The organism is Exiguobacterium sp. s149 (assembly GCF_018618395.1).
Classification (GTDB): domain Bacteria; phylum Bacillota; class Bacilli; order Exiguobacteriales; family Exiguobacteriaceae; genus Exiguobacterium; species Exiguobacterium chiriqhucha.
Genome location: NZ_JACSLZ010000001.1, coordinates 314,729 through 335,961 on the forward strand (window position 1 = coordinate 314,729; position 21,233 = coordinate 335,961).

The 21,233-nt window shown below is 54.1% G+C and carries 24 protein-coding genes and 1 tRNA gene; 3 read left to right on the forward strand and 22 right to left on the reverse strand.

What is annotated here, in order from left to right; genetic code table 11:
• Nucleotides 1–23 precede the first annotated feature (23 nt).
• The 7 genes from gpmI to KNP81_RS01595 form a co-directional block, all read right to left on the reverse strand.
• The gene (gene gpmI, locus KNP81_RS01565) at nucleotides 24–1,562 is read right to left on the reverse strand and encodes a 2,3-bisphosphoglycerate-independent phosphoglycerate mutase (RefSeq protein ID WP_214717727.1); all 1,539 of its coding nucleotides are present in this window, start codon (nucleotides 1,560–1,562) and stop codon (nucleotides 24–26) included.
• Nucleotides 1,563–2,315 (reverse strand): triose-phosphate isomerase, encoded by a 753-nt coding sequence (gene tpiA / locus KNP81_RS01570; RefSeq protein ID WP_131437841.1) that lies wholly within the window; start codon nucleotides 2,313–2,315, stop codon nucleotides 1,563–1,565.
• Nucleotides 2,316–2,333: 18 nt separating this feature from the next.
• The gene (locus tag KNP81_RS01575) at nucleotides 2,334–3,518 is read right to left on the reverse strand and encodes a phosphoglycerate kinase (RefSeq protein WP_214717729.1); all 1,185 of its coding nucleotides are present in this window, start codon (nucleotides 3,516–3,518) and stop codon (nucleotides 2,334–2,336) included.
• A 98-nt stretch (nucleotides 3,519–3,616) separates the two neighbouring features.
• Nucleotides 3,617–4,624: a type I glyceraldehyde-3-phosphate dehydrogenase gene (gap, locus tag KNP81_RS01580; protein WP_214717731.1), complete on the reverse strand. Its 1,008-nt coding sequence runs from the start codon at nucleotides 4,622–4,624 to the stop codon at nucleotides 3,617–3,619.
• A 59-nt stretch (nucleotides 4,625–4,683) separates the two neighbouring features.
• On the reverse strand, nucleotides 4,684–5,709 hold the full coding sequence (locus tag KNP81_RS01585) for a sugar-binding transcriptional regulator (RefSeq protein ID WP_034780023.1): 1,026 nt from the start codon (nucleotides 5,707–5,709) through the stop codon (nucleotides 4,684–4,686).
• A 112-nt stretch (nucleotides 5,710–5,821) separates the two neighbouring features.
• Nucleotides 5,822–6,079, reverse strand: coding sequence for a glutaredoxin family protein (locus tag KNP81_RS01590; RefSeq protein WP_214717733.1), 258 nt, complete (start codon nucleotides 6,077–6,079; stop codon nucleotides 5,822–5,824).
• A gap of 1 nt (nucleotide 6,080) precedes the next feature.
• Nucleotides 6,081–7,223 carry an RNA polymerase factor sigma-54 gene (locus KNP81_RS01595; protein WP_214717735.1) on the reverse strand — a complete coding sequence of 381 codons (1,143 nt, stop codon included), beginning with the start codon at nucleotides 7,221–7,223 and terminating at the stop codon, nucleotides 6,081–6,083.
• Between the two features lie 123 nt (nucleotides 7,224–7,346).
• Here KNP81_RS01595 and KNP81_RS01600 point away from each other — a divergent pair.
• Both KNP81_RS01600 and clpP read left to right on the forward strand, forming a co-directional pair.
• Nucleotides 7,347–7,419 (forward strand) — tRNA-Arg (locus KNP81_RS01600).
• Nucleotides 7,420–7,570: 151 nt separating this feature from the next.
• Nucleotides 7,571–8,146: an ATP-dependent Clp endopeptidase proteolytic subunit ClpP gene (gene clpP, locus KNP81_RS01605; RefSeq protein ID WP_138859072.1), complete on the forward strand. Its 576-nt coding sequence runs from the start codon at nucleotides 7,571–7,573 to the stop codon at nucleotides 8,144–8,146.
• A 42-nt stretch (nucleotides 8,147–8,188) separates the two neighbouring features.
• Here clpP and KNP81_RS01610 read toward each other — a convergent pair whose 3' ends face one another.
• From KNP81_RS01610 to hprK, 13 genes are all read right to left on the reverse strand, one after another.
• Nucleotides 8,189–8,884 carry a MerR family transcriptional regulator gene (locus KNP81_RS01610; protein WP_214717738.1) on the reverse strand — a complete coding sequence of 232 codons (696 nt, stop codon included), beginning with the start codon at nucleotides 8,882–8,884 and terminating at the stop codon, nucleotides 8,189–8,191.
• Nucleotides 8,885–8,941: 57 nt separating this feature from the next.
• Nucleotides 8,942–9,382 (reverse strand): hypothetical protein, encoded by a 441-nt coding sequence (locus KNP81_RS01615; protein WP_214717740.1) that lies wholly within the window; start codon nucleotides 9,380–9,382, stop codon nucleotides 8,942–8,944.
• Between the two features lie 62 nt (nucleotides 9,383–9,444).
• Complete coding sequence (locus KNP81_RS01620; protein WP_021065440.1) at nucleotides 9,445–9,960, reverse strand: DUF2179 domain-containing protein; 516 nt, start codon at nucleotides 9,958–9,960, stop codon at nucleotides 9,445–9,447.
• A gap of 95 nt (nucleotides 9,961–10,055) precedes the next feature.
• Nucleotides 10,056–10,292 carry a hypothetical protein gene (locus tag KNP81_RS01625; RefSeq protein WP_021065439.1) on the reverse strand — a complete coding sequence of 79 codons (237 nt, stop codon included), beginning with the start codon at nucleotides 10,290–10,292 and terminating at the stop codon, nucleotides 10,056–10,058.
• An 87-nt stretch (nucleotides 10,293–10,379) separates the two neighbouring features.
• Nucleotides 10,380–11,333 carry a DNA-binding protein WhiA gene (gene whiA / locus KNP81_RS01630; RefSeq protein WP_021065438.1) on the reverse strand — a complete coding sequence of 318 codons (954 nt, stop codon included), beginning with the start codon at nucleotides 11,331–11,333 and terminating at the stop codon, nucleotides 10,380–10,382.
• Between the two features lie 31 nt (nucleotides 11,334–11,364).
• Nucleotides 11,365–12,360: a gluconeogenesis factor YvcK family protein gene (locus KNP81_RS01635; protein ID WP_214717742.1), complete on the reverse strand. Its 996-nt coding sequence runs from the start codon at nucleotides 12,358–12,360 to the stop codon at nucleotides 11,365–11,367.
• Nucleotide 12,361: 1 nt separating this feature from the next.
• Nucleotides 12,362–13,234, reverse strand: a complete 873-nt coding sequence (gene rapZ, locus KNP81_RS01640) for an RNase adapter RapZ (RefSeq protein WP_021065436.1) — start codon at nucleotides 13,232–13,234, stop codon at nucleotides 12,362–12,364.
• Nucleotides 13,235–13,359: 125 nt separating this feature from the next.
• On the reverse strand, nucleotides 13,360–14,313 hold the full coding sequence (gene trxB / locus KNP81_RS01645) for a thioredoxin-disulfide reductase (RefSeq protein ID WP_021065435.1): 954 nt from the start codon (nucleotides 14,311–14,313) through the stop codon (nucleotides 13,360–13,362).
• 68 nt (nucleotides 14,314–14,381) lie between these two features.
• The gene (locus tag KNP81_RS01650) at nucleotides 14,382–15,854 is read right to left on the reverse strand and encodes a tetratricopeptide repeat protein (protein ID WP_251128817.1); all 1,473 of its coding nucleotides are present in this window, start codon (nucleotides 15,852–15,854) and stop codon (nucleotides 14,382–14,384) included.
• Nucleotides 15,855–16,149: 295 nt separating this feature from the next.
• The gene (locus KNP81_RS01655; RefSeq protein ID WP_214717743.1) at nucleotides 16,150–16,632 is read right to left on the reverse strand and encodes an acyltransferase; all 483 of its coding nucleotides are present in this window, start codon (nucleotides 16,630–16,632) and stop codon (nucleotides 16,150–16,152) included.
• Nucleotides 16,625–17,275 carry a pyrophosphatase PpaX gene (gene ppaX, locus KNP81_RS01660; RefSeq protein WP_214717744.1) on the reverse strand — a complete coding sequence of 217 codons (651 nt, stop codon included), beginning with the start codon at nucleotides 17,273–17,275 and terminating at the stop codon, nucleotides 16,625–16,627. Before ppaX ends, KNP81_RS01655 begins: the two co-directional genes overlap by 8 nt.
• A complete protein-coding gene (gene lgt, locus KNP81_RS01665; RefSeq protein WP_214717745.1) occupies nucleotides 17,275–18,093 on the reverse strand; it encodes a prolipoprotein diacylglyceryl transferase in 819 nt (272 codons plus the stop codon). Before lgt ends, ppaX begins: the two co-directional genes overlap by 1 nt.
• Nucleotides 18,093–19,031, reverse strand: a complete 939-nt coding sequence (gene hprK / locus KNP81_RS01670) for an HPr(Ser) kinase/phosphatase (protein WP_214717746.1) — start codon at nucleotides 19,029–19,031, stop codon at nucleotides 18,093–18,095. Before hprK ends, lgt begins: the two co-directional genes overlap by 1 nt.
• A gap of 153 nt (nucleotides 19,032–19,184) precedes the next feature.
• Here hprK and KNP81_RS01675 point away from each other — a divergent pair, with 153 nt between their 5' ends.
• Nucleotides 19,185–19,541, forward strand: a complete 357-nt coding sequence (locus tag KNP81_RS01675) for a hypothetical protein (RefSeq protein WP_214717747.1) — start codon at nucleotides 19,185–19,187, stop codon at nucleotides 19,539–19,541.
• A 49-nt stretch (nucleotides 19,542–19,590) separates the two neighbouring features.
• On the opposite strand, the gene KNP81_RS01680 is transcribed toward KNP81_RS01675, so the two are convergent.
• Complete coding sequence (locus KNP81_RS01680) at nucleotides 19,591–19,950, reverse strand: hypothetical protein (protein ID WP_214717748.1); 360 nt, start codon at nucleotides 19,948–19,950, stop codon at nucleotides 19,591–19,593.
• 63 nt (nucleotides 19,951–20,013) lie between these two features.
• Nucleotides 20,014–21,192 carry a DUF4097 family beta strand repeat-containing protein gene (locus KNP81_RS01685; RefSeq protein WP_021065427.1) on the reverse strand — a complete coding sequence of 393 codons (1,179 nt, stop codon included), beginning with the start codon at nucleotides 21,190–21,192 and terminating at the stop codon, nucleotides 20,014–20,016.
• Nucleotides 21,193–21,233: the final 41 nt, after the last annotated feature.

Here is a 21,233-nt window from a genome sequence, read left to right on the forward strand (position 1 = left end):
TTTTGTTTGGAAAGTTTTTTGAGTTACTTCGTGACGATTGATGTGCCGGTCATTTCTGCCGGTTGCTCTCCACCGAGAAGGTGAAGGAGCGTCGGGGCGAGGTCGCACAAGGCGCCTTCTAGAACTGGTTTCAGTTCCACCCCTTCTTTCGTGACGATACATGGTACTGGTTCCGTCGTGTGGGCCGTCATCGGTGAGCCGTCCGGGTTCGTGACAAGGTCAGCGTTCCCGTGGTCCGCCGTGATGATCGCCGCGCCGCCTTTGGCAATGAGTGCGTCCACTACTTTACCGAGGCATTCGTCGACGACTTCGACAGCTTTCTTCGTCGGTTCGAGCATACCGGAATGGCCGACCATGTCCGGGTTCGCGTAGTTGATGATATACGTGTCATACGTGTCCGATTCGATGCGTTCGAGAAGACCTTCCGTGAGCTCGTATGCGCTCATTTCTGGCTTCAAGTCGTACGTCGCCACTTTCGGTGACGGTACGAGGAAACGATCTTCACCTTCGAACGGTGTTTCTTGTTGTCCGTTCAAGAAGAACGTGACGTGCGGGTATTTCTCAGTTTCCGCAGCGCGGAGCTGTTTGTACCCTTGCGCGGCGAGAGTCTCACCGAGCGTGTTTTTCAAATCTTCTGGTGGGAAGACGATGTCCGTGTCGATTTCATCCGAGAATTTTGTCATCGAGACGAGCAAGATGTTCTCTGGATGTGCGCTCGAAAGTTCGAAGCCTTTGAAGCCGGTCTTCTCTTTGAACACTTTCGCCAGTTCAATCGCCCGGTCCGGACGGAAGTTGAAGAACATGATTGCGTCGTTGTCTTTAATCGTCGCAATCGGTTGACCGTCTTTCTCGATGACCGTCGGAAGAACGAATTCATCCGTCAAGCCGTCTGCATATGACTGTTTAAGAACGTCGACTGCATTCGTACCGACTTCGCCTTTCGCGTTGACGAGCACGTCGTATACTTTCTCGACGCGTTCCCAACGGTTGTCGCGGTCCATGGCATAGTAACGTCCAGACACGCTAGCGACTTGACCGAGTCCGAGTTCAGCGAGCTTCGCTTCTGTCTGTTCGAGGAAGCCAGCGCCTGATTTCGGATCACAGTCACGGCCGTCCGTGAAAGCGTGAATGTAAACTTTTTCGATGCCGTGGAGTTTCGCGAACTCGACGATGGCGTACATGTGGTTGATGTGTGAGTGAATCCCACCGTCTGAGACGAGGCCCATGATGTGGAGACTCGAGTCATACTTTTTCACATGTCCGGCCAAGTGATTCATCGCTTGGCGGTCGAAGAGTGAACGGTCTTTGATGGCGTTGTTGACGCGTGAAAGTGACTGATAGACGACCCGGCCGGCACCGATATTCAAGTGACCGACTTCCGAGTTCCCCATCTGTCCTTCCGGAAGGCCGACGTACTCGCCTTTCGCGTTCAAGAGCGTATGTGGATACTGCTCCCAGAAGCGGTCGAAGTTCGGTTTGTTCGCCGCAGCGACCGCGTTACCGAACGTCTCGTTCCGCATTCCAAAACCATCTAAGATGATGAGGGCGACTGGTCTTGCCATTTAAATCGCCTCCAACAACTTGAGGAACGAAGCAGCTTCAAGTGAAGCACCGCCGACGAGCGCGCCGTCGATGTCTTCTTGTGCCATATACTCCTTGATGTTCTCAGGTTTTACAGAACCGCCGTATTGGATGCGAACCGCAGCCGCCACGTCTTCACCGTAAAGACCTTTTACCACGTCACGAACATATTTGCATGAGCTTTGCGCGTCTGCTTCGTCCGCTGATTTACCAGTGCCGATTGCCCAAACTGGCTCGTACGCGATGACGAGTTGTTTGACTTGGTCAGCAGAGAGGTCCGCGAGGCCACCTTCGACTTGCGTCTTGATGACGTCTTCGAACTTGCCGCCTTCACGCTCTTCCAATGTCTCACCGACACAAACGATTGGCGTAAGACCGTGTTCGAACGCTTTTTTCGTTTTGCTGTTGATGAACGCATCTGATTCGCCGAAATATTCGCGACGCTCTGAGTGTCCAAGGATGACATATGTCACGCCGAGGTCAGCGACCATGGCCGGGCTGATTTCGCCTGTGTATGCCCCGCTGTCTTTGTCGTACATGTTTTGTGCACTGAGTTTCAAGTTCGATCCTTTAGCCGCTTCTACCATTGGGGCCAAGAATACTGCTGGTGCACCAATCGCCGCGTCAACTTTGTCCGTTGACGGGATATTGTTTTTAACTTCCTCTACGAAAGCGACGGCTTCCGAGAGTGTTTTGTTCATTTTCCAGTTACCTGCAATAATCGGTTTACGCATCGATAACCCTCCTCTGTTTTACTTGTCGTTCAACGCTTCGACGCCTGGAAGTTTCTTGCCTTCCATGAATTCGAGTGAAGCGCCGCCACCAGTTGAAATGTGGCTCATTTGGTCAGCAAGGCCAAACTTGGCTGCTGCTGCCGCTGAATCCCCACCACCGATGATTGAATATGCATCGCTATCTGCAAGTGCTTGAGCGACACCTTTCGTTCCGTTGGCGTACTTATCAAGTTCGAATACGCCCATCGGTCCGTTCCAAACGACAAGTTTCGATTCGCGAATCGCTGCCGCGTAAAGTTCGACTGTCTTCGGTCCGATATCAAGACCCATGTGATCCGCTGGGATCGAGTCGATATCGACTGGTCCGACGTATGTCTCTTCGCCGAATTCTTTCGTGATGACACAGTCGACTGGCATCAAGAATTTCACGCCTTTGTCTTCTGCTTTTTTCATGAACTGACGAGCGAGGTCGAGCTTGTCTTCTTCAAGGAGTGATGTCCCTACTTCGTGCCCGAGTGCTTTCGAGAACGTGTACGAGAGACCGCCACCGATGATGAGTGTATCCACGATGTCAAGAAGGTGGTCGATGACCCCAATCTTGTCAGCAACTTTCGATCCGCCGATAATCGCCGTGAACGGACGGTCAGGATTCGAGAGTGCCTTGCCGAGGACTTCAAGTTCTTTCTCCATCAAGAAACCAGCAACCGCGTGGTCGACGTGGTGCGCGATGCCTTCTGTCGAAGCGTGGGCACGGTGAGCCGCACCGAACGCGTCGTTGACGAAGATATCAGCGAGTGCCGCGAAACCTTTCGCGAGTTCTGGATCGTTTTTCGTTTCACCAGGGTAGAAACGGACGTTCTCGAGAACGACGACGTCACCTTCACCAAGTTTTGAAACGGCTTCTTCTGCGACTGGACCGTACGCCTCTTCGACGAGGGGTACTTCTTTGCCGAGAAGTTCAGCGAGACGTGTAGCGACCGGTGCGAGTGAGAACTCGAGGTTCTTCTCGCCTTTTGGACGGCCGAGGTGGCTCGCCAAAACGACTTTCGCGCCGCCGTCGATCAAGTGCTTGATCGTTGGGAGTGCCGCTTGAATCCGCGTTTCATCTTGAATGACGCCATCTTTGAGTGGAACGTTGAAGTCAACGCGGCAAAAGACGCGTTTCCCTTTTACATCGATGTCACGAATAGACTGTTTGTTCATAACCTTCGCCTCCATATGTCGTGCGTGTCAATTTCATAAATAGAGCGGAGAACAATCTCTTGTTTCCGCTCCTATTTGATTCTATTTAGTTCACGAACTTACTTCGCGATTTCAGCGAAGTGCTTGAGTGTGCGAACCAATTGTGCAGTGTAAGACATTTCGTTGTCGTACCAAGAAACTGTCTTAACGAGTTGCTTGTCGCCAACTGTCATTACTTTAGTTTGCGTAGCATCGAAGAGTGAACCGTAAGTGATTCCGACGATGTCAGAAGATACGATTTCGTCTTCAGTGTAACCGTAAGACTCGTTCGCTGCTGCTTTCATTGCTGCGTTGATTTCGTCAACAGATACAGTTTTCTCAAGAACTGTTACGAGCTCTGTGAGTGAACCTGTAGCAACTGGTACACGTTGTGCCGCACCGTCAAGTTTACCCTGAAGTTCTGGGATAACGAGGCCGATTGCTTTAGCCGCACCAGTTGTGTTCGGTACGATGTTCGCTGCTGCCGCACGCGCACGACGGAAGTCGCCTTTCGGGTGTGGAGCGTCAAGCGTGTTTTGGTCGCCTGTGTAAGCGTGGATCGTTGTCATGAGACCTTCAACGATTCCGAACTGATCTTGGAGAACTTTAGCCATTGGCGCCAAGCAGTTTGTCGTACATGAAGCACCAGAGATTACTGTCTCTGTACCATCGAGGATGTCGTGGTTTGTGTTATAAACGACAGTTTTCATGTCACCTGTAGCTGGAGCCGAGATGACAACTTTTTTCGCGCCAGCTTTCAAGTGAAGCTCCGCTTTTTCTTTGTCTGTGAAGAATCCAGTACATTCGAGTACGATGTCAACACCGAGCTCGCCCCATGGAAGTTCTTCTGGGTTACGGTTAGCAAGTGTGATGACTTTCTCTCCGTTTACGAGGAAGTGATCGTCGTGTACTTCAACGTCTCCGTCAAAACGACCTTGAGTCGTGTCGTACTTGAGAAGGTGAGCAAGCATCTTCGTGTCAGTCAAGTCGTTGATTGCAACAACTTCGATTCCTTCGTTTTTGATGATCTCGCGGAATGCCAAACGACCAATACGTCCAAATCCGTTAATACCAACTTTTACTGCCATAGTTAATTTCCTCCTTAGGGTAGAAGCTATTTATTGAAGAGCCAACGGGGGTCAACTCTTTAATAACGATTTAATAATTCTGTCGCCGCACCTTCGTCTGTGACGAGGATGATGTTCGGCGTGTGTTTCGCATATGCGGCGATCGCCTGTGCCTTTGATTTCCCTCCGGCGACAGCGATGACCGTGTCCATATCGTCGAGCTCCTCCAATTGGATCCCGACCGTCTTGACCCGGTGCACGATTTCACCTTCCGCGTTGAAATAATATCCGAACGCTTCGGCGACGGCATCGTGCCGTTCGATCATCCGCAAATGCTCTGGTGACGCGTGACGGCGTTTCGCCATCGTTTCCGCCTCACCAATTCCATGTACCACAATTCGCGCCGCTCTAATCATTTCCAGTACATTTTTAATGCTAGGTTCCTCCACCATCCGCTCGAACGTCTCTTGCGAAACCTCGTCCGGAATGTGGAGTAAATGATAGTCGGCATGGGCCCGGTCGGCCATTCGAGAACAGACGGTGTTCGCCTGTAACTCGAGCGTCTCTCCGAGTCCGCCGCGTGCTGGCACGAAATGCATCGGCCGTTCTTTTTTATCGGGCGACATCATGGCCGCAACCGATGCCATCGTCGTCCCGCCTGTGACCGCGATGATATTGTCGTCCGGTGCCAGTCTCGCTTTCAGTTGCGTGACGGCGGCCCGACCGATATCTCGCTGGACCCAGAACGTCTCGTCGGAATCACCCGGTACGATAACGACTTGGCGAACGCCTAGTTTGCGCTCGAGTTCTCGTGCGACTTCCGAGATGCCTAGAATCTCTCCCATGACCTCGTGCAAGTCCCGGAGAACGTTTCGGCCCGATTCCGTAAGGGAAATACCTTGAGTAGCGACCATCAATAGACCTTGGTCTTTCAAAAAGTCAACTTCTCGTCTTAGGATTCGTTCCGTCAGTCCGAGGCTTGTTGCCAATGTCCTGCGGCCGATCGGCTGCATCAAACGGACATAATGTAAGATATCGTAACGATGTCGGAGCGTATCGAGCATGTCGGGAACGATTTGCTTCTGAACTTGAATCAGCTGCTGGATCATACTCATTCCCCCTCGACTTAAAGCATGGACAATTTTTGTCCCACTTTTATATTTGCGTCCCACCGCTACGACTTCATCTTATCAATCACCTTTCCGTCTTGCAACCCCTTCAAACGTTTTTTTTCGGTGTAAGCGTATACTTAACAAAATCTTCAACTTTACTGTCATCATATCGACCTTGACTAATGACACGCCCCTCGTGTAAGACGACAGGGATCTCAAACAAGTACTTCGCCTCGAGTTCTTCGTTGCCGGTGATGTCAATCTGCTCGAGCTCAAACGGATAGTCTTCCATGAGCCATTCGAGCATGACGAGCGCCTCCTCACAAAGCGAACAGTTGGCGCGGCGGTATAACGTCAGGACCATGTCAGTCCCCTCCTTTCCATAGTTGTCGTTCCCGCTCCCGCGAGTTTCCAAAACCGAGCGCCTCCCGATAGTTCGCCACGGTCCGTCGTGTCACCGTATAGCCGAGCCGGGCCAGCTCGCGCATGAGTGCGGCATCGCTCAGCGGCGACGTCTCTTGTTGAATTAGTTCGGCGAGCGCCTTCTTCACCATGAACGGCGATTGCCCATGCGTCGCCCGGACGAAAAAGTGACGCCATGCCATCACGCCGCCTTCGGTCGTCACATACTTGCCTTGAATCGCCCGGCCGACGGTCGATTCGTGCTTGCCGATCTGTTCGGCGACTTCTTTTCGCGTCAACGGGTGCAAGATGAGCTTCCCGTCCAACCAATCGCGTTGGCGTTCGGCGATGACGGCCCATACCAATCGAAGCGTCGCGTTCCGCATCTCGAGCGTCTCGTGCCACCATTTCGCCTCGCGGTCGTCCCCTATTCGAGCCGCATCGAGCGTCGGGCTGAACCATGTCGTCACGAGTTCGCCGTCACGACGGACGACTTCAAGTTCCGGGACGACGTGTTCGGTTCCTTCATATAATAATGGCGTCTTCCGGAGCGTCGCTACGATACGCGTCACCCGTTCGTACTCGGCAACCGAGATGTCGAGTCGTCCCGGGATGTCATCAAGGTTCGCGTCGAGCGCCTCGAACACGTCCAAGACGAATGGGTCGTCATGTTCAATCGCATGCCGGTATTGGCAGTCGTGCTCATTCTTCGCCCCAATCCCTGTCGGTTCTAGAAACAAGAGCGCTTGGCGCGCCGCCTCAATGTCCGCCACATCGACCTCGAAACGATGAGCGAGCACGAAGTCGCTCTCCGGTAGCAGACCACGATGGTCGAGCGCGAGGACGAGCCGTTTCTGGAGCGCACGCTGGGCCTCAGTCCCGCTCCCTTCCTCGATTTGCTCGAACAATCGCTCCTCGAACCCGCTCGCCGTATCGGCTACCCATTCGACCGCACCGCTCCCCGTGGCGATGCATGGATTGCGTCGGGCCAACCGGCCGAGCTGAAAGGCGATCGCGGTCCGGTCCGCCTCGAGAATCGGCAGCCGCCGAACCATGTCCTGGGTCAGCTGTTGTGTCTGAAGTTGTTGCTGTTCTTGCCGTTGCATCGGTCACACCCCTCTCGCTTCCTATTGTAGCGAACAGCGCGAAATCGTGCTCGAAAAAAAGTGAGTCGAACAGGATTGCTTTTTTAAAAAAACAAATGTATAATAAATCGTGTCAGAGAACATGCACCCGTAGCTCAGGGGATAGAGCACTGGTTTCCGGTGCCAGGTGTCGGGAGTTCGAATCTCTCCGGGTGTATCATAGCAAGAGGTCAGGCAGATGCCTGGCCTCTTTTGTCGTTTTAGAATCGTCAAACCGTGGAATAGGTCAAAAACGATGACTATCGTTTGACCAACATTGACTATAGCGGTATGATAAGTTTACAACCTACATAAAGGAGGCAGATTCAATGTTAATTCCAACAGTTATCGAACAAACAGGTCGCGGGGAACGCGCGTACGATATTTACTCACGCTTGCTCAAGGACCGCATCATCTTGCTCGGAAGTGCGATCGACGACAACGTCGCCAACTCGATTGTCGCCCAGCTGCTCTTCCTTGCAGCCGAGGACCCAGATAAGGACATCTCACTTTACATCAACAGCCCGGGTGGTTCGATCACTTCCGGAATGGCGATTTATGACACGATGAACTTCATCAAGCCGAACGTGTCGACGATTTGTATCGGAATGGCCGCATCGATGGGTGCCTTCTTGCTCCAAGCCGGTGAAAAAGGTAAACGCTTCGCGCTTCCGAACGCGGAGATCATGATTCACCAACCGCTCGGCGGTACGCAAGGTCAAGCATCGGATATCAAAATCCATGCCGAGCGCATTATCAAGATGCGTGAGAAATTGAACCAAATCATGGCCGACAACACTGGCCAGCCGCTTGAAGTCATCGAGCGCGACACAGAGCGCGACTACTTCATGTCAGCTGAACAAGCGAAAGACTACGGTCTCATCGACAAAGTCATGACGCGTTAATCCAAAAGTGCCTTTCCCGACTTCGGGAAAGGCACTTCTTTGTTATTGGACGGGCAACCAAATTTCAATCAAGTCGTCGGCTCCGTCTTGTCCATGAATATAGCGCTCAAAATCGAGTGCATCTCGCAACGTTACATCCGGCAATGCTAGAAGTTGATTATATGTCGTAGGGATAGCTGGAATTCCCCCTTCGACCGTGGCGACAAGATACCGTCCTGCCGACAGTTCAACCTGTCTTCCGTCTTTACCTGTCACAGGATTAGTCATCCCTGCTAAATAGGCTTCTTCTTTCGCTAAACAGACGCCATATGATTCGTCTGTTGTCAGCTCTGGTTGCAGTTTTTCCCAAACGAATGGGATTTTGGTGAGTTCGGATACATAGCCGTTTACGATTTTCGGTTGGTCCCACTTCTCATAACGTACTTTCATTGAATCTCCCCCTGTTTGCATCCATTTAATTTGTTGCTCGACTTGTCGCAACGCCTCGATCTCACGTTGAACCTCGTCAAGTCTGCTGTCGAGTAACCCGCTCACACTTTCTGCCGCTTGAATTTGTTCGAGCGAGATGCCCATTTGACGTAGTAACTTGATTTCGTTCAGGCGCCTTATTTCTTCCATCCCGTATAACCGATACTGATTCTCTAAACGAGTCGGTTGGACAAGTCCTTTTGCTTCATACCATTTTATTGCTTTAGTGGACAACCCCGTTAGATGGACCACTTTTCCGATTTGAATCATTGGCGTCCCCCCTTCTCGTTTATCATAAAGCCGGCCGTAGCGGACAGGTCAACATCTTTATTCTTTGACCTCGACCCCGAATACATAGCGGCTATCGCCTTGCGGCCAATCCCCGCCCGTCTCGAATACATAAACGCCCGGCTCGTCTGGCACGACCGGTTCAGCTGGGACAAGTTCCCCATCGACGATTTGATGGAACGAAGCGTTCGACGGCTCGGCGTGGAACTCGACATCAATCTCGGCACCTGCTTCGACCGGTACGAGCTGTAGGTCGTCCACCTCCGGCAGAGCATGGTCCTCGCATACCGCCTCACCCCCATCCGACCAACAGAATGTCGACTGTTTCACTTCCGCGGTCACGGTTCCGACCCGGACCGTCGGGAGCGGTGGTTTCAGTGACGACTCCGACTTCCAAAACGAGGTGGCATATAAAATCCCGCCGACCACGAGCAACCCAATCACGACAATCCATAATCCTTTTCGTCTCAACCCGCTCATCCCCTTTGTACGTCTATTCCCCGTTCCACGAAAAAACGACCCACTTCCGTGAGTCGTCCTGTTCATTTCGGGCGTCGGAGCCCTTTCATCATATAGCCGCCTTTGAAGTCGATTGGATCGAAAGCAACGAGGAACGCTTTCGGTTCATACTCCTCGACCATTTGGCGCAAATCTTTCATCCGTGTCCGCGCTGCCAAGACATCGAGACGATAGCGGATGCCGTCACGTCCCTGACCTTGGTAGTGCGTCACCCCGTAGCCGCTGTCACGCATCTTCTGGATGAGCTCGGCCGGGAACTCTTGCGTATGCACTTGAATCATGTTGTAGCCGATCGCAAGCTTCCGCTCGACGTAACCGCCGACGAGAATCCCAAGCCCGAAGCCGACCGCATAGACGATCATCCCGAGCGTCGTCAAATCTTGGAACACGATGCCGAGCGCGAAGATATAGATAAGCGTCTCAAGCGTACCGAACAGCCCTGCAATCATCGTTTTTCCTTTGACGAGCATGATGGTACGAAGCGTCAGCACCGGTACATAGACGAGTTGTAATACTAGGATGAGCAAGATTTGCCCCATTGGAACGACCTCCATTCGAATTCAATATAACCACTATTCCAAATTTCAGGGCGGGATGCAACCAAAAAAGGCTGACCGGAGTCAGCCTTTCGCAATTATTTGTCTAAGTTATCAACGCTCGTGAGCAGTTCATAGTCTTTACGGATGACCTGATAGATGGCATTCGTGTCGCCTGACAATACTTCTTCGGCCCGTAATTGGTTGAGGAAGAGGCTTGTCGCGAACGTGACGAGGGCACTTTTCGGGATTCCGATTTGTTTCGCACGCTCCGTGATGACCTGGTCTAAGTCAGCGTCAATCGTGAGCGAGATTCTTTTCTTTGCATTCGACATAATCATGAAGCTCCTTTAAGTTACATTTCTAAAGTCCTATACACAATTGCTAATTATATAGGAAGAATGGTTTTGGCGCAACCAACGTCACGATGAGCTGATTTCTTCACCGTTGCGCACCTTGTCCGCGATCTGGTCGATTTTACGGAGCCGGTGGTTGATTCCTGACTTAGAGATTGGTCCCGTCTCGAGCATCTCGCCGAGTTCTTGGAGCGAGACGTCTTGATGAGTGACTCGGAGTTCGGCGATTTCCCGGAGTTTGACCGGTAAGATTTCGAGTCCGACCGTGCGCTCGAGGAACTTGATGTTCTCGACTTGGCGGAGTGCCGCCCCGACGGTCTTGTTCAAGTTCGCCGTCTCACAGTTAACGAGCCGGTTGACCGAGTTGCGCATGTCCTTGATGATGCGCGCGTCCTCGAAGTCGAGCATGCCGCGCGTCGCCCCGACAAGTTTCAGGAAGTCCGAGATTTTCTCGCTCTCTTTGATGTAGAGGATATGTCCTTTCTTCCGCTCGAGCGTCTTCGCGTTCAAGCCGAAGCGGTTGGCGAGGTCGCGGAGCGCCTGGTTATGGTTCTCGTACAGGCTGTACACCTCGAGGTGATACGATGACGTCTTCGGATGATTGATCGACCCGCCGGCGAGGAACGCCCCGCGCAAATACGCCCGGGCCAGATTCTCGTCGCGCGTCATATCCGAGTTGAGCGTCCGAATCATCTCGTAGTTCTCCCCGAGAATCTCGAGGTCCTTCAACATCGTCTCGGCGCGCTGGGCGACCCGGACGATATAGACGTTGTTCTTCTTCAACCGCATTTTCTTCCGTACGAACAAATCGAGATGATGGTCGTACAGCCGTTTCATGAGGGAATAGATTCGGCGTGCGATGGCGGCGTTCTCGGTCGAGACGTCGAGCGTCATCCCCCGCCCTAAGGCGAGCGAGATGACCCCGTTCATCCGGACGAGCGCGGACAGTTCCGCTTTCGCCTCGGCATCGGTCACAACGAGTTGCGTCAGTTCTTTTTTGACGTCAGAGGCAAAGCTCATGTCAGTCCCCTCCTTTCTGTTCAATCACAACTTATTTCAGCTCGAGCTCTTGGAACGAGCGTGGTTTCTTGATGCGCAACACGCGCTGCATGACGAGGCCGGCGATGGCGTCCGAGTCGTGGCGGATGTAATCGCGGTTATAGTCGACGATGTCACCGGCGAGCACGTTCGTGCCATAGTTCCGAAGCTTCTTGCGATCGAAACGGACCTCTTCCGAGCCGTCCTCGAGGTAACGCTCCAAGTAGATGTCCTCGATCGGCTCGTTATTGACGACAATCGTGTCGACCGTCGACTTGCCGAGATACGCCTCAATCGATTTCAAATGCTTCATCGCGTCGTACCCTTTCGTCTCGCCCGGTTGCGTCATGACGTTGCAAATATAGACGACCGGCTTCCCGGAGCGGACGATGGCATCGCGCACTTCCGGAATCAACAGGTTCGGGATGATACTCGTATATAAGCTCCCTGGTCCGAGTACGATCAAATCCGCGTCCTCAATCGCCTCGACGACACCTGCCGCTGGCTTGATGCCCTCTTCGAGCAAGAATAGGCGCTTAATCGGTTTTTCGACGAGCGGGATTTTCGATTCGCCTTTGACGATCGTCCCGTCCTCGAACTCGGCCGCGAGCGTCATGAGCGTCTCTGTCACCGGGAGCACCTTGCCCTGGGCGTTCAACAGCTGCGACAAGACGTCAACCGCCTTGACGAACGAGCCTTCACAGATGTGCGTCGCCGCCGTCAGCATGAGGTTGCCGAGCGAGTGGCCTTCGAGCCCAAAGCCGCTGTCGAACCGATATTGCAGAATCTTGTCCATGAGCGGTTCGACCTCGGACAAGGCGAGGATGACGTTCCGGATATCGCCCGGCGGTAACATGTGGAACTCATCCCGGAGGCGTCCCGAGCTGCCCCCGTCGTCCCCGACCGTGACGATGGCCGTGATATCGAGCGGATAGTGTTTCAAGCCCCGTACGAGCGTTGAGAGGCCCGTACCGCCACCGATGGCCGTAACTTTTCTGTCGCGTCTCATCTTACTTCTCCTTCGTCGCATGTGCGAGGTCACGATGGACGGTCTTGACGTTATAGCGCTCGGCGAAATGGGCCGACACTTTCTCGGCGAACGTGATCGAACGGTGCTTCCCGCCCGTACAGCCGAAGGCGACGACGACTTGTGTCTTCCCTTCGCGCTTATACTGCGGTAACAGGAATTCGAGCATGTCGATCAGTTTCTTATAGAACGCCCGCGCCTCGGGGTGCGACATGACGTAATTCTGGACTTCTTCCGTCTGCCCGGTGAGCGGACGGAGCTCCGGGATATAGAACGGGTTCGTGATGAAGCGGACGTCGAACAATAGATCGATATCGAGCGGGACGCCGTGCTTGAACCCGAACGACATGAAGTTGACCGTGAACGGAATCCGTTCCTCGTTGAATTGGAGCAGGATGCGGTCTTTGAGCATCTGCGGTTTCAAGTCGGTCGTGTCATAGAGCGTATGGGCCCGGTCACGGAAGCCTTCGAGCAACGAGCGCTCGAGACCGATGCCGACGAGCGGTGCGTCTTCCGGGGCGAGCGGATGCGACCGGCGCGTCTCTTTATAGCGGCGCACGAGCACTTCGTCCCGTGTGTCGAGATAGAGCAAGTGCGGATGCACGTTCTTCTGTTCCAAATCGTCGATGACGATGAACAGGCTGTCGATGAAGTCACGCGTGCGCGTATCGATGGCGACGGCGATTTTCGGTCGGACCGAGCTGATGACGTCAATCAATTGCGGCAATAGCACCGGCGGCAAGTTATCGACACAAAAATAGCCGAGGTCCTCAAAGCTGTTCATCGCGACCGATTTCCCGGCCCCGCTCATCCCGCTGATGATAATCAATTCTTCTAATCCTTTAAAGTCTTCCATGTCACTGACGCCCCCTTAAAATTGACAACCGAGCCGTGTGTGTAGCTCTCTTCTGTCTTTAGTATAACGAACGCCTGAAAAAAAGAGAAGGGATTGCGGTCGCCCGCAATCCCTTCTGTCTCTAGTCACGCGTTTTGTTCGTGCAACGCCTCGAGGAGTCCCTCGATATAATGTTGCGCGTTTTGAGCGGCGATCGATCCGTCGTTCGTCGCGGTGACGACTTGACGGAGCGTCTTGTCGCGAACGTCTCCGGCTGCGAAAATCCCAGGGATTGTCGTCTCCATCGCTTCGTTCGTGACGATATAGCCTTGCTCGTTCGTGATGCCGAGGTCTTTGACGAAACCAGTGATCGGGTTCATGCCGATATAGATGAACACGCCGTCGATCTCATGGTCCGACTCGGTCCCGTCGACCGTGCTGACGAGACGCGCCCCACCGACTTTTCCATCTGCTTCCACGATCTCTTTGAGCGTGTGGTTCCAGATGAAGTCGATTTTCGGGTTGTCGAACGCCCGTTTTTGAAGAATCTTTTGCGCACGAAGCTCGTCGCGACGGTGGACGATCGTGACTTTGTCAGCGAAGCGCGTCAAGAACACGCCTTCTTCGACTGCCGAGTCACCGCCACCGATGACGAACAAGTTCTTGCCTTTGAAGAACGCTCCGTCACAGACCGCACAGTACGAGACACCGCGGCCGCCGAGCTCTTCTTCGCCCGGGACACCGATTTTCTTGTATTGCGCGCCTGAGGCGAGAATGATCGCCCGCGCTTTATAGTCGCGGTTGTGGGCGTGGACGACTTTATACTCTGTCTCGTCCGAGATGCTTTGGACGTCGCCATAGGCGTACTCCGCACCGAACGCTTTCGAGTGGTCGAACATTTTTTGAGACAAGTCTGGGCCAAGGATGCTGTCATAGCCCGGATAGTTTTCGATATCTTCCGTGTTCGCCATCTGTCCACCTGGGATGCCGCGTTCGATCATAAGTGTCGATAAGTTGGCACGCGACGCGTAGAGTGCCGCCGTCATTCCGGCTGGGCCGGCCCCGATGATAATGACGTCATAGATTTTTTCTTCTGTCATAATGATTCCACCTCTGCATGAAATTGATTGACTTCAGTATAAGAAACCTAGGGAGGTATCGTCTATCTTTATGCTTGTTCTAGTGTCTGTTTGAACGAACGGATCGTCTCCGTGAGCGTCGCGACATCGATACCGAACGCGTCGGCACAGTCGTCGAGGACGAGAGCGTCCCGTTTCGCATAGAACATCCAGACGAGGGCAGCGGCCGATGCCGTTGTGTCCTCGAATGATGCACCGGCGAGCAGCAAGAGCGCGAACCGTTCATAAAAGTCGCCGTCGAGGCTCATCTGTTCTGCTTCCGACACTTCCGTCTCGGCGAGCAGGAGCGCGTCATACGCCCGAGCGATGCGGACGTCGCCTGTGAACGGGGCCTGGCAAATCTCGGCGCGGCACTTCTCGGCGAACGCGATCACCGTCTCGTTGTCGGTGATGCCGCTCGTCAATGCGAGCGCTTCGAACGCCTCGTCATCGGCGAGCTTCGAGATGATTCGGATAATCTCGATTCGAGCCGCGTCTTCTTCTTGGCGCAATCCTTGAACGAGCGCCGAACGGAACTCGAGATTGTCGCGGATGTCGTACGGGCTCTTCTCTTCGAATCGTTTCAACTCGTCACTGTTCAAATAGGTAGCCGCTTCTTCAAGACGCCCGGTCTTGTAGGCGGATACGCTGAGCCAATGCCCGAACAGTGAATCCCCACGGAATCCGCGTTCCTTCAACAGGCGAAGTTCTTCGTACGCGCGGTCATATTGACCGACGAGCGCGAGCGTCGTGGCGAGTTTGTAGCGTAAATCGAACTGGAGCGGACGGACACGTGTCAGCGGGACCGACAGTTGGAGCGCCGCGTCCGATTGTCCGGCTTCATGCAGCAACAGAATCGTGTTCAAGAGCGCATGCAAGTTGCCCGGGTTCTCATCGAGCACGTACTCGAGCGTCTCGAACGCCGCTTCATCGTTGCCGAGATAAAAATTGACGACGGCCAAGTTGTTGAACGCCGGCCAAAAGCGCGGATAGCGATCGATTAACCGTTCGAGCGTCGACTTGGCTGCGAACAGGCGGCCTTTGTCGATATGCTGTTGGGCCTCGGTGTGCCACGTGATCAGCTCGTCTTCCTCGTCATCCTCGAGTTCTTGTTCGAGTTCAATCAGTTCTAACAGGGATTGGACCGAGTCCGCGTAGCGTCCGTGTGCCTCGACTTCGAGGTAGCGGTTTGCATACATCGCTGCTTCTTCATATAAAGAGATATAGGCGCAGTTGCTCGCAAGGTGATATAAGGCCTCTGTTGACGTTTCATCGAGTTCAAGCACCCGTTTCCACACGTCATTGGCGTGGTAGATCTCCCCTACTTCAAATAACAGTTCAGCGTACTGTTTGTGATAGTCGACGCGGTGGGCTGCAGCGGCAGTGGCTTCAGCCATGAAAAAAGTCGCTTCATCTAGGCGACCTTCACGTAACGCACGACGACCTCTATAGTAGTGGAGCTCCGCGGCGAGCGGAGATTCTGGTTCGGGTAGCGTCATTACTGCTTCATAGTTCGCTTCCATATTCTAAATCCTCCACATCATCTCTAAATCTTTTTTTAGTTGCAGGGTTAAGAATACCGCACTCATTCAGTGAGGGCAACTGAAAAACTTAAAAAAAATCGGGACTATATTCCTTCTATAATGAATATATTTTGCTAGGTCCACTAAATGCTTTTTGACAAAAATATGAGGGTTTTGTGTCAGCGCCCACAGACACAAAAAAGCGGCATCCCCTTTAAAAAAAGTGATACCGCTCTAGTAATTTTATGAGGACGGACATGTCTTGACCTCAAAATGATTTCGCGCTAAATTGTGTCTATTTTGTGTCGACGGTTTGGAGCTTTGCGCCAACGACGCGCTCTCCGGGCAGGACGTCGCGATGCACGACGGCACCGGCACCGATGACGGCCCGGTCGCCAATCGTGACGCCAGGAAGGATCGTCACGTTCGCCCCGATCAACACCTCGTCCCCGATGCGGACATCCCCGATCCGGTACTCGTCCACGAGGTACTCGTGACAGAGAATCGTCGAATTGAACCCGATGACCGTATTACGGCCGATCGAGATTCGCTCCGGGAACATGACGTCCGGTGTCACCATGAGGGCGAGCGCGCTATACTCGCCGATTTCCATGCCGAGGAACGTCCGGTACAACCAGCGTTTCGCTTTGACGGATGGGAAGTAGCGGCCGATCAAGACGACGGTCGTGTTTTTAAAGACGCGCAGGAATCGGATCGTCCGATACATCTGCCAGAGCGGGTTCGGGCCGTCGAGACGAAACCGTTCCGTCTTACGCATGGACCGTGACCTCGTCGAGCCACGCCTCGAAATGTTCCATCGAGTCGATGATGACGTCCGGCTCGAGCGCTTCTAAGAACGCACGGCCTTTGAGCGCCCATCCGACGGCGACTGTCTTCGTGCCGGCGTTTTTGCCGCTGAAGATGTCCGTGTCGTTGTCTCCGACCATGACGGCGCGGTCCGCCGTCGACCCGAGCGCGTGGAGCGCCCGCTCGACCGGTTCGGCGTGCGGTTTCTCATGAATGACATCGTCGGCCGTGATGACGACGTCGAACAAGTGGTCGATGTTGAACAAGCGCAATCCTTGCTCGACGACGGGACGGCCTTTCGACGTGACGACGCCCATCTTGAAGCCTTTGGCGTGAAGGCGGTACAGCCCTTCGATCACACCCGGATATTCGGCGACGAGCTGGTCGTGCATCGCGATGTTGAAGCTGCGATAGAACGCCTGCATCTCTTTCCATTCCGGCTCATTGAGCGCTTTGAACGACTTCTCGAGCGTCGGTCCGATGAACGGGAAGATGTCCTCGTCGCGATACGTCTCGTCCGGGAAGTAATACCCGAGCGTGTGACGGAAGCTCGCGATGATGAGCGGGTTCGTATCGAGCAACGTGCCATCCAAATCGAATAGAAGTGTATCCATCAATCAAACAGTCCTTTCTCTGAAGGGTCGTCGTATCGTTTCGCTTTACGGCGGACGATCATCATGACGATACCGAACACGATCATCGCGATCGACACGAGTTGTGCCGTCCGGAGATCACCGGCCATCAAGCTATCGGTCCGCAGTCCTTCGATATAGAAGCGACCGATCGAGTACCAGACGAGATACGACAAGAAGATATAGCCGCGCGGCGGGTTACCGACCATACGCCATACGACGAGCAAGATGACGCCGATGATGTTCCAGACGCTCTCGAACAGGAACGTCGGCAAATAGTAGGCCCCGTCGATATACATCTGGTTGACGATCCAGTCCGGGAGGAACAGCGTCTCTTTCAAGACACGGCTCGTCGTCTCGGCCCCGTGCGCCTCTTGGTTCATGAAGTTGCCCCAGCGTCCGACCGCCTGTCCGAGGAGAAGCGACGGTGCGAGGATGTCCGTGATTTTCCAGAACGACATCGACTTGCGCATGCAATAGATGACGACGACGAGCAGCGCCCCGAAGATGGCCCCGTGAATGGCGATGCCGCCTTGACGGATGTCGATGATTTGACCGAGGTTCTGACTATAGTAGTCCCATTGGAAGGTGACATAGTAAATCCGGGCAAAGACGATACTGATCGGAATCGACCAGATGATGACGTCGACGACCCGTTCTGAATCGTAATTGAGTCGTTTCGCTTCGAACAAGGCGAGAACGAGGCCGAGCATCGCCCCGAAGGCGATAATCATGCCGTACCAATAAATCGGGAGCGACCCGATTTCAAACGCGACGCGGTCAAATGTTGGCTCTACCATTATTCCACGTCCCCTTCGTTGTCATGGATAGCGTTCGCGAGCCGTTCCGCGAACTCTTCGGCCGTGTTGATGCCCATGTTCTGCAGGCGGTAGTTCATCGCCGCGACTTCGACGATGACGGCCAAGTTACGTCCCGGACGGACCGGAATCGTCAAAATCGGCACTTCACTGTCGATGATTTTCATCGTGTTGTGATCGAGCCCGACGCGGTCATACACTTTGCCCGCATCCCAGTTCTCGAGGTTGATGATCAAGCTGATTTTCTTGTGGGAACGGACGGCGCCGGCGCCGAACAACGTCATGACGTCGATGATACCGATTCCGCGAATCTCGAGCAAATGGCGAATCAGCTTCGGCGCTGAACCGACGAGCAACTGGTCCCCGGTCTGGCGAATCTCGACCGAGTCATCGGCGACGAGGCGGTGGCCTCGCTTGACGAGTTCGAGGGCTGTCTCGGATTTCCCGACGCCGCTCTGCCCTTTGATAAGGACACCGACACCGTAGATATCGACGAGCACGCCGTGCATCGCCGTCATCGGTGCAAGTTCCATCTCGAGGAAGTTCGTGATTTGCGACTCGATCGACGTCGTCATCGCGTTCGTGCGCATGAGCGGTACGTTCGCCGCCTCGGCTTCCTGTTCAATCTCTTTCGGGATGTCGAAGCCGCGCGTGATGAGGATGCCCGGTGTCAATTCCGTGCATAAAATCTTCGCCCGCTCGCGGCGGCTCTCTTCCGACAAGCTCGCATAAAACGTGAGCTCCGTCTTCCCGAGCACTTGAAGCCGATTTTTCGCATAGTGGGTATAGTAGCCGGCAAGGACGAGTCCCGGTCGACTGAGGTCCGGTGTGGCGACGGGACGGTGAAGTCCCTCTTCCCCGGCGATGACTTGAAGTTTGAAGCGCTCAACGAGTTGAGCCGTGCGTACGATATTTTGCATGAGTAATCTGCCCCTTTCACGCTCATTATTGTATCATAGCTCTTCTTCAGAAGCGTCAACGAAAGTGAGCCGAAGCGTGTCGAAAAAATGGGGTGAAACTAAATTGTGGCAAATCCGTAGAACGGGTATAGACGAATAGGGAGGTGAAATGAAATGAATTCACTATTTTGGATTGCCATTGTCTTTATTTTTATCGTCGGGATCGCGGCGCTCGTCTACTTGGTCAAGTCACTGTTTGACATGTGGCGCGAGTATGCCGCGACAAAGAACGAGACGGTGCTGCTCTTGTTCATCTTGAACATCGTCGGCTTGTTCTTGTCCGGGTCGCTCCTATCGATGATCGTCGCCATCATCTTCTATTGGAACCGGTCGAAGTCGATGCGGAACCTCGGGATTTTCTTGCTCATCGCCGGACCGGTCCTTTTCATCTTGTTCATCATCGGCTCATTCACGCTGTATGACGGTCAAATGATGGATTGGGAACAGATGGAGTATCAAATGAATCTATGACATGACAAAAACCCGGAGGCAATCGCCTTCGGGTTTTCGATTGGATTTATCATTCGCCCGGCAAATAGCCGATCACGGTATCCGACTCCGGTGCGACTAAAATTGTCGGGACACCGACGCTGCTGTTCGGGTCCGCTTCGAACGAGACGGCGAGCGCTTCGGTGCCCGCATACACATCGTCCAACAATTCATAGCCGTCATCGACCGTGACACGGTCCACCTCGGCACTTGCTCCCGCATCGAGTGCAGGTTCTTGCCAGTTGCGCGCGGTAACATATGCCCAGGCGACGACGATTGCCTCATCGTCAACCGGCTCATTCCCATTGACGATGCGCTGTTCGTCGTCACATCCGCTGAGCAACAGTACCGCAATCATCATCCATCCGTACGAGGACACGAATCGCCTCATCCCGTCCCTCCTCATCTATCAAGTTGAAACAAACCCGAAGGCGAGAGGCCTTCGGGTAGTTGGTCATTGCTGATGGAACGGGTTGTTCAAGTCGGCCGGATTGACCGGGTCGACCGGGTCGATCGGTTCCACCGGTTCATGCTTGTCCTCTTCGAGGAACGTCGACGGCGTGTGGAGCGAGCCGTGCTCGAGGTCAATCGTACCGGTACGTGTTCCGGCCTCGACTTCGATGCGCGGGGTCTGACCGCGTCCCGACAAGAATTCAAGACGACGCTGGGCGACGTCTTTCCGGTCACGGATCAACTCGAGCTCGTCCAAGTTACAGTGGAGACCACCGAAGTTCGTCTCGAGTTCCCCTTCCACCTCGACGCCGTGCGGCAAGACGAGGCGGATGTTGCCGGCGAGCGAGACGAGCTCGAACTTGGCCGGGCGGGCCGTCGCGAGTTCGGCCCGGATATTCCCGTTGCCGGTCTTGAGCGATGCCTTGTCATATTTCCCGTTCACGATGACGGCACCGTTGCCGGTCCGGACGTGGACGAGTTCTGACTCGACCGCTTCGACCTCGACCGTGCCGTTCCCCGTATTGAGGAGCAGCTCTGAGGCGTGCACATCATGGAGCACGACCCGGCCGTTCGCCGTCTGGATGCGAACGCTCTCGACGTCGAGGCCGTCCGCGCGGACTTCCCCGTTGAGCGTCTGCACGTGCAGGTGATCGAAATGATGATGCGGGACGTACAGTTCGACGTGGGCCCGGACGAGCTTATCACGGAGCGACACGACGAGACGGTCGCCGATGACCGAGTGTTTGACCGCCGATTGGAGCTGTTCGAGTGCCTTGTCCGCGTCTTGTTGACGGAGCGGACGGCCGGTGACGATCAGTTCGCACTCGTCGTTGTCGGACGAGACGATTGTCGCCGAGGCGTTGAACAAGTCGAGCGAGATGTCTTTCCCGGTAAACGGGAACGATTTCGAATATGTCACTTCCGGTCCGAAGTTCGAGCTGAACGTGAAGTCGCTGTCACGAAGTTTCGTCACGAGTCCTTCGACGGCCGACGTCAGTTTCGTCGTGAGCGACTCGACCGAATACGCATCGACTTTCTCCGTCTCTTGACGTTCCTCGAGCGCTTGGACGCGCTCAGGTTCGAGCCGTTCCAGTCGTTCGAGTTGGGTCATGCCCTCTTCAATCGTCAGCTTTCCATCTTTCACTTGCTGGAGAATCAGTTCACGCATTTCTTGTTTCACTGTTCGTTTCCCCCTTCGATTTGGTTACACGTCAATCATGT

Coding starts and splice junctions, on each gene's coding strand:
- gap (WP_214717731.1), bottom strand. CDS start 4,624: ATGGCAGTAAAAGTTGGTATTAACGGATTTGGACGTATTGGTCGTTTG.
- trxB (WP_021065435.1), bottom strand. CDS start 14,313: ATGACAGAAGAAAAAATCTATGACGTCATTATCATCGGGGCCGGCCCA.
- tpiA (WP_131437841.1), bottom strand. CDS start 2,315: ATGCGTAAACCGATTATTGCAGGTAACTGGAAAATGAACAAAACACTC.
- KNP81_RS01680 (WP_214717748.1), bottom strand. CDS start 19,950: ATGAGGCGATTCGTGTCCTCGTACGGATGGATGATGATTGCGGTACTG.
- hprK (WP_214717746.1), bottom strand. CDS start 19,031: ATGCAAAATATCGTACGCACGGCTCAACTCGTTGAGCGCTTCAAACTT.
- KNP81_RS01595 (WP_214717735.1), bottom strand. CDS start 7,223: ATGCAACGGCAAGAACAGCAACAACTTCAGACACAACAGCTGACCCAG.
- lgt (WP_214717745.1), bottom strand. CDS start 18,093: ATGGTAGAGCCAACATTTGACCGCGTCGCGTTTGAAATCGGGTCGCTC.
- KNP81_RS01615 (WP_214717740.1), bottom strand. CDS start 9,382: ATGAGCGGGTTGAGACGAAAAGGATTATGGATTGTCGTGATTGGGTTG.
- KNP81_RS01650 (WP_251128817.1), bottom strand. CDS start 15,854: ATGGAAGCGAACTATGAAGCAGTAATGACGCTACCCGAACCAGAATCT.
- KNP81_RS01675 (WP_214717747.1), top strand. CDS start 19,185: ATGAATTCACTATTTTGGATTGCCATTGTCTTTATTTTTATCGTCGGG.
- whiA (WP_021065438.1), bottom strand. CDS start 11,333: ATGAGCTTTGCCTCTGACGTCAAAAAAGAACTGACGCAACTCGTTGTG.
- KNP81_RS01620 (WP_021065440.1), bottom strand. CDS start 9,960: ATGGGGCAAATCTTGCTCATCCTAGTATTACAACTCGTCTATGTACCG.
- clpP (WP_138859072.1), top strand. CDS start 7,571: ATGTTAATTCCAACAGTTATCGAACAAACAGGTCGCGGGGAACGCGCG.
- ppaX (WP_214717744.1), bottom strand. CDS start 17,275: ATGGATACACTTCTATTCGATTTGGATGGCACGTTGCTCGATACGAAC.
- KNP81_RS01655 (WP_214717743.1), bottom strand. CDS start 16,632: ATGCGTAAGACGGAACGGTTTCGTCTCGACGGCCCGAACCCGCTCTGG.
- KNP81_RS01575 (WP_214717729.1), bottom strand. CDS start 3,518: ATGAACAAACAGTCTATTCGTGACATCGATGTAAAAGGGAAACGCGTC.
- KNP81_RS01635 (WP_214717742.1), bottom strand. CDS start 12,360: ATGAGACGCGACAGAAAAGTTACGGCCATCGGTGGCGGTACGGGCCTC.
- KNP81_RS01625 (WP_021065439.1), bottom strand. CDS start 10,292: ATGTCGAATGCAAAGAAAAGAATCTCGCTCACGATTGACGCTGACTTA.
- gpmI (WP_214717727.1), bottom strand. CDS start 1,562: ATGGCAAGACCAGTCGCCCTCATCATCTTAGATGGTTTTGGAATGCGG.
- KNP81_RS01610 (WP_214717738.1), bottom strand. CDS start 8,884: ATGATTCAAATCGGAAAAGTGGTCCATCTAACGGGGTTGTCCACTAAA.
- KNP81_RS01590 (WP_214717733.1), bottom strand. CDS start 6,079: ATGGTCCTGACGTTATACCGCCGCGCCAACTGTTCGCTTTGTGAGGAG.
- rapZ (WP_021065436.1), bottom strand. CDS start 13,234: ATGGAAGACTTTAAAGGATTAGAAGAATTGATTATCATCAGCGGGATG.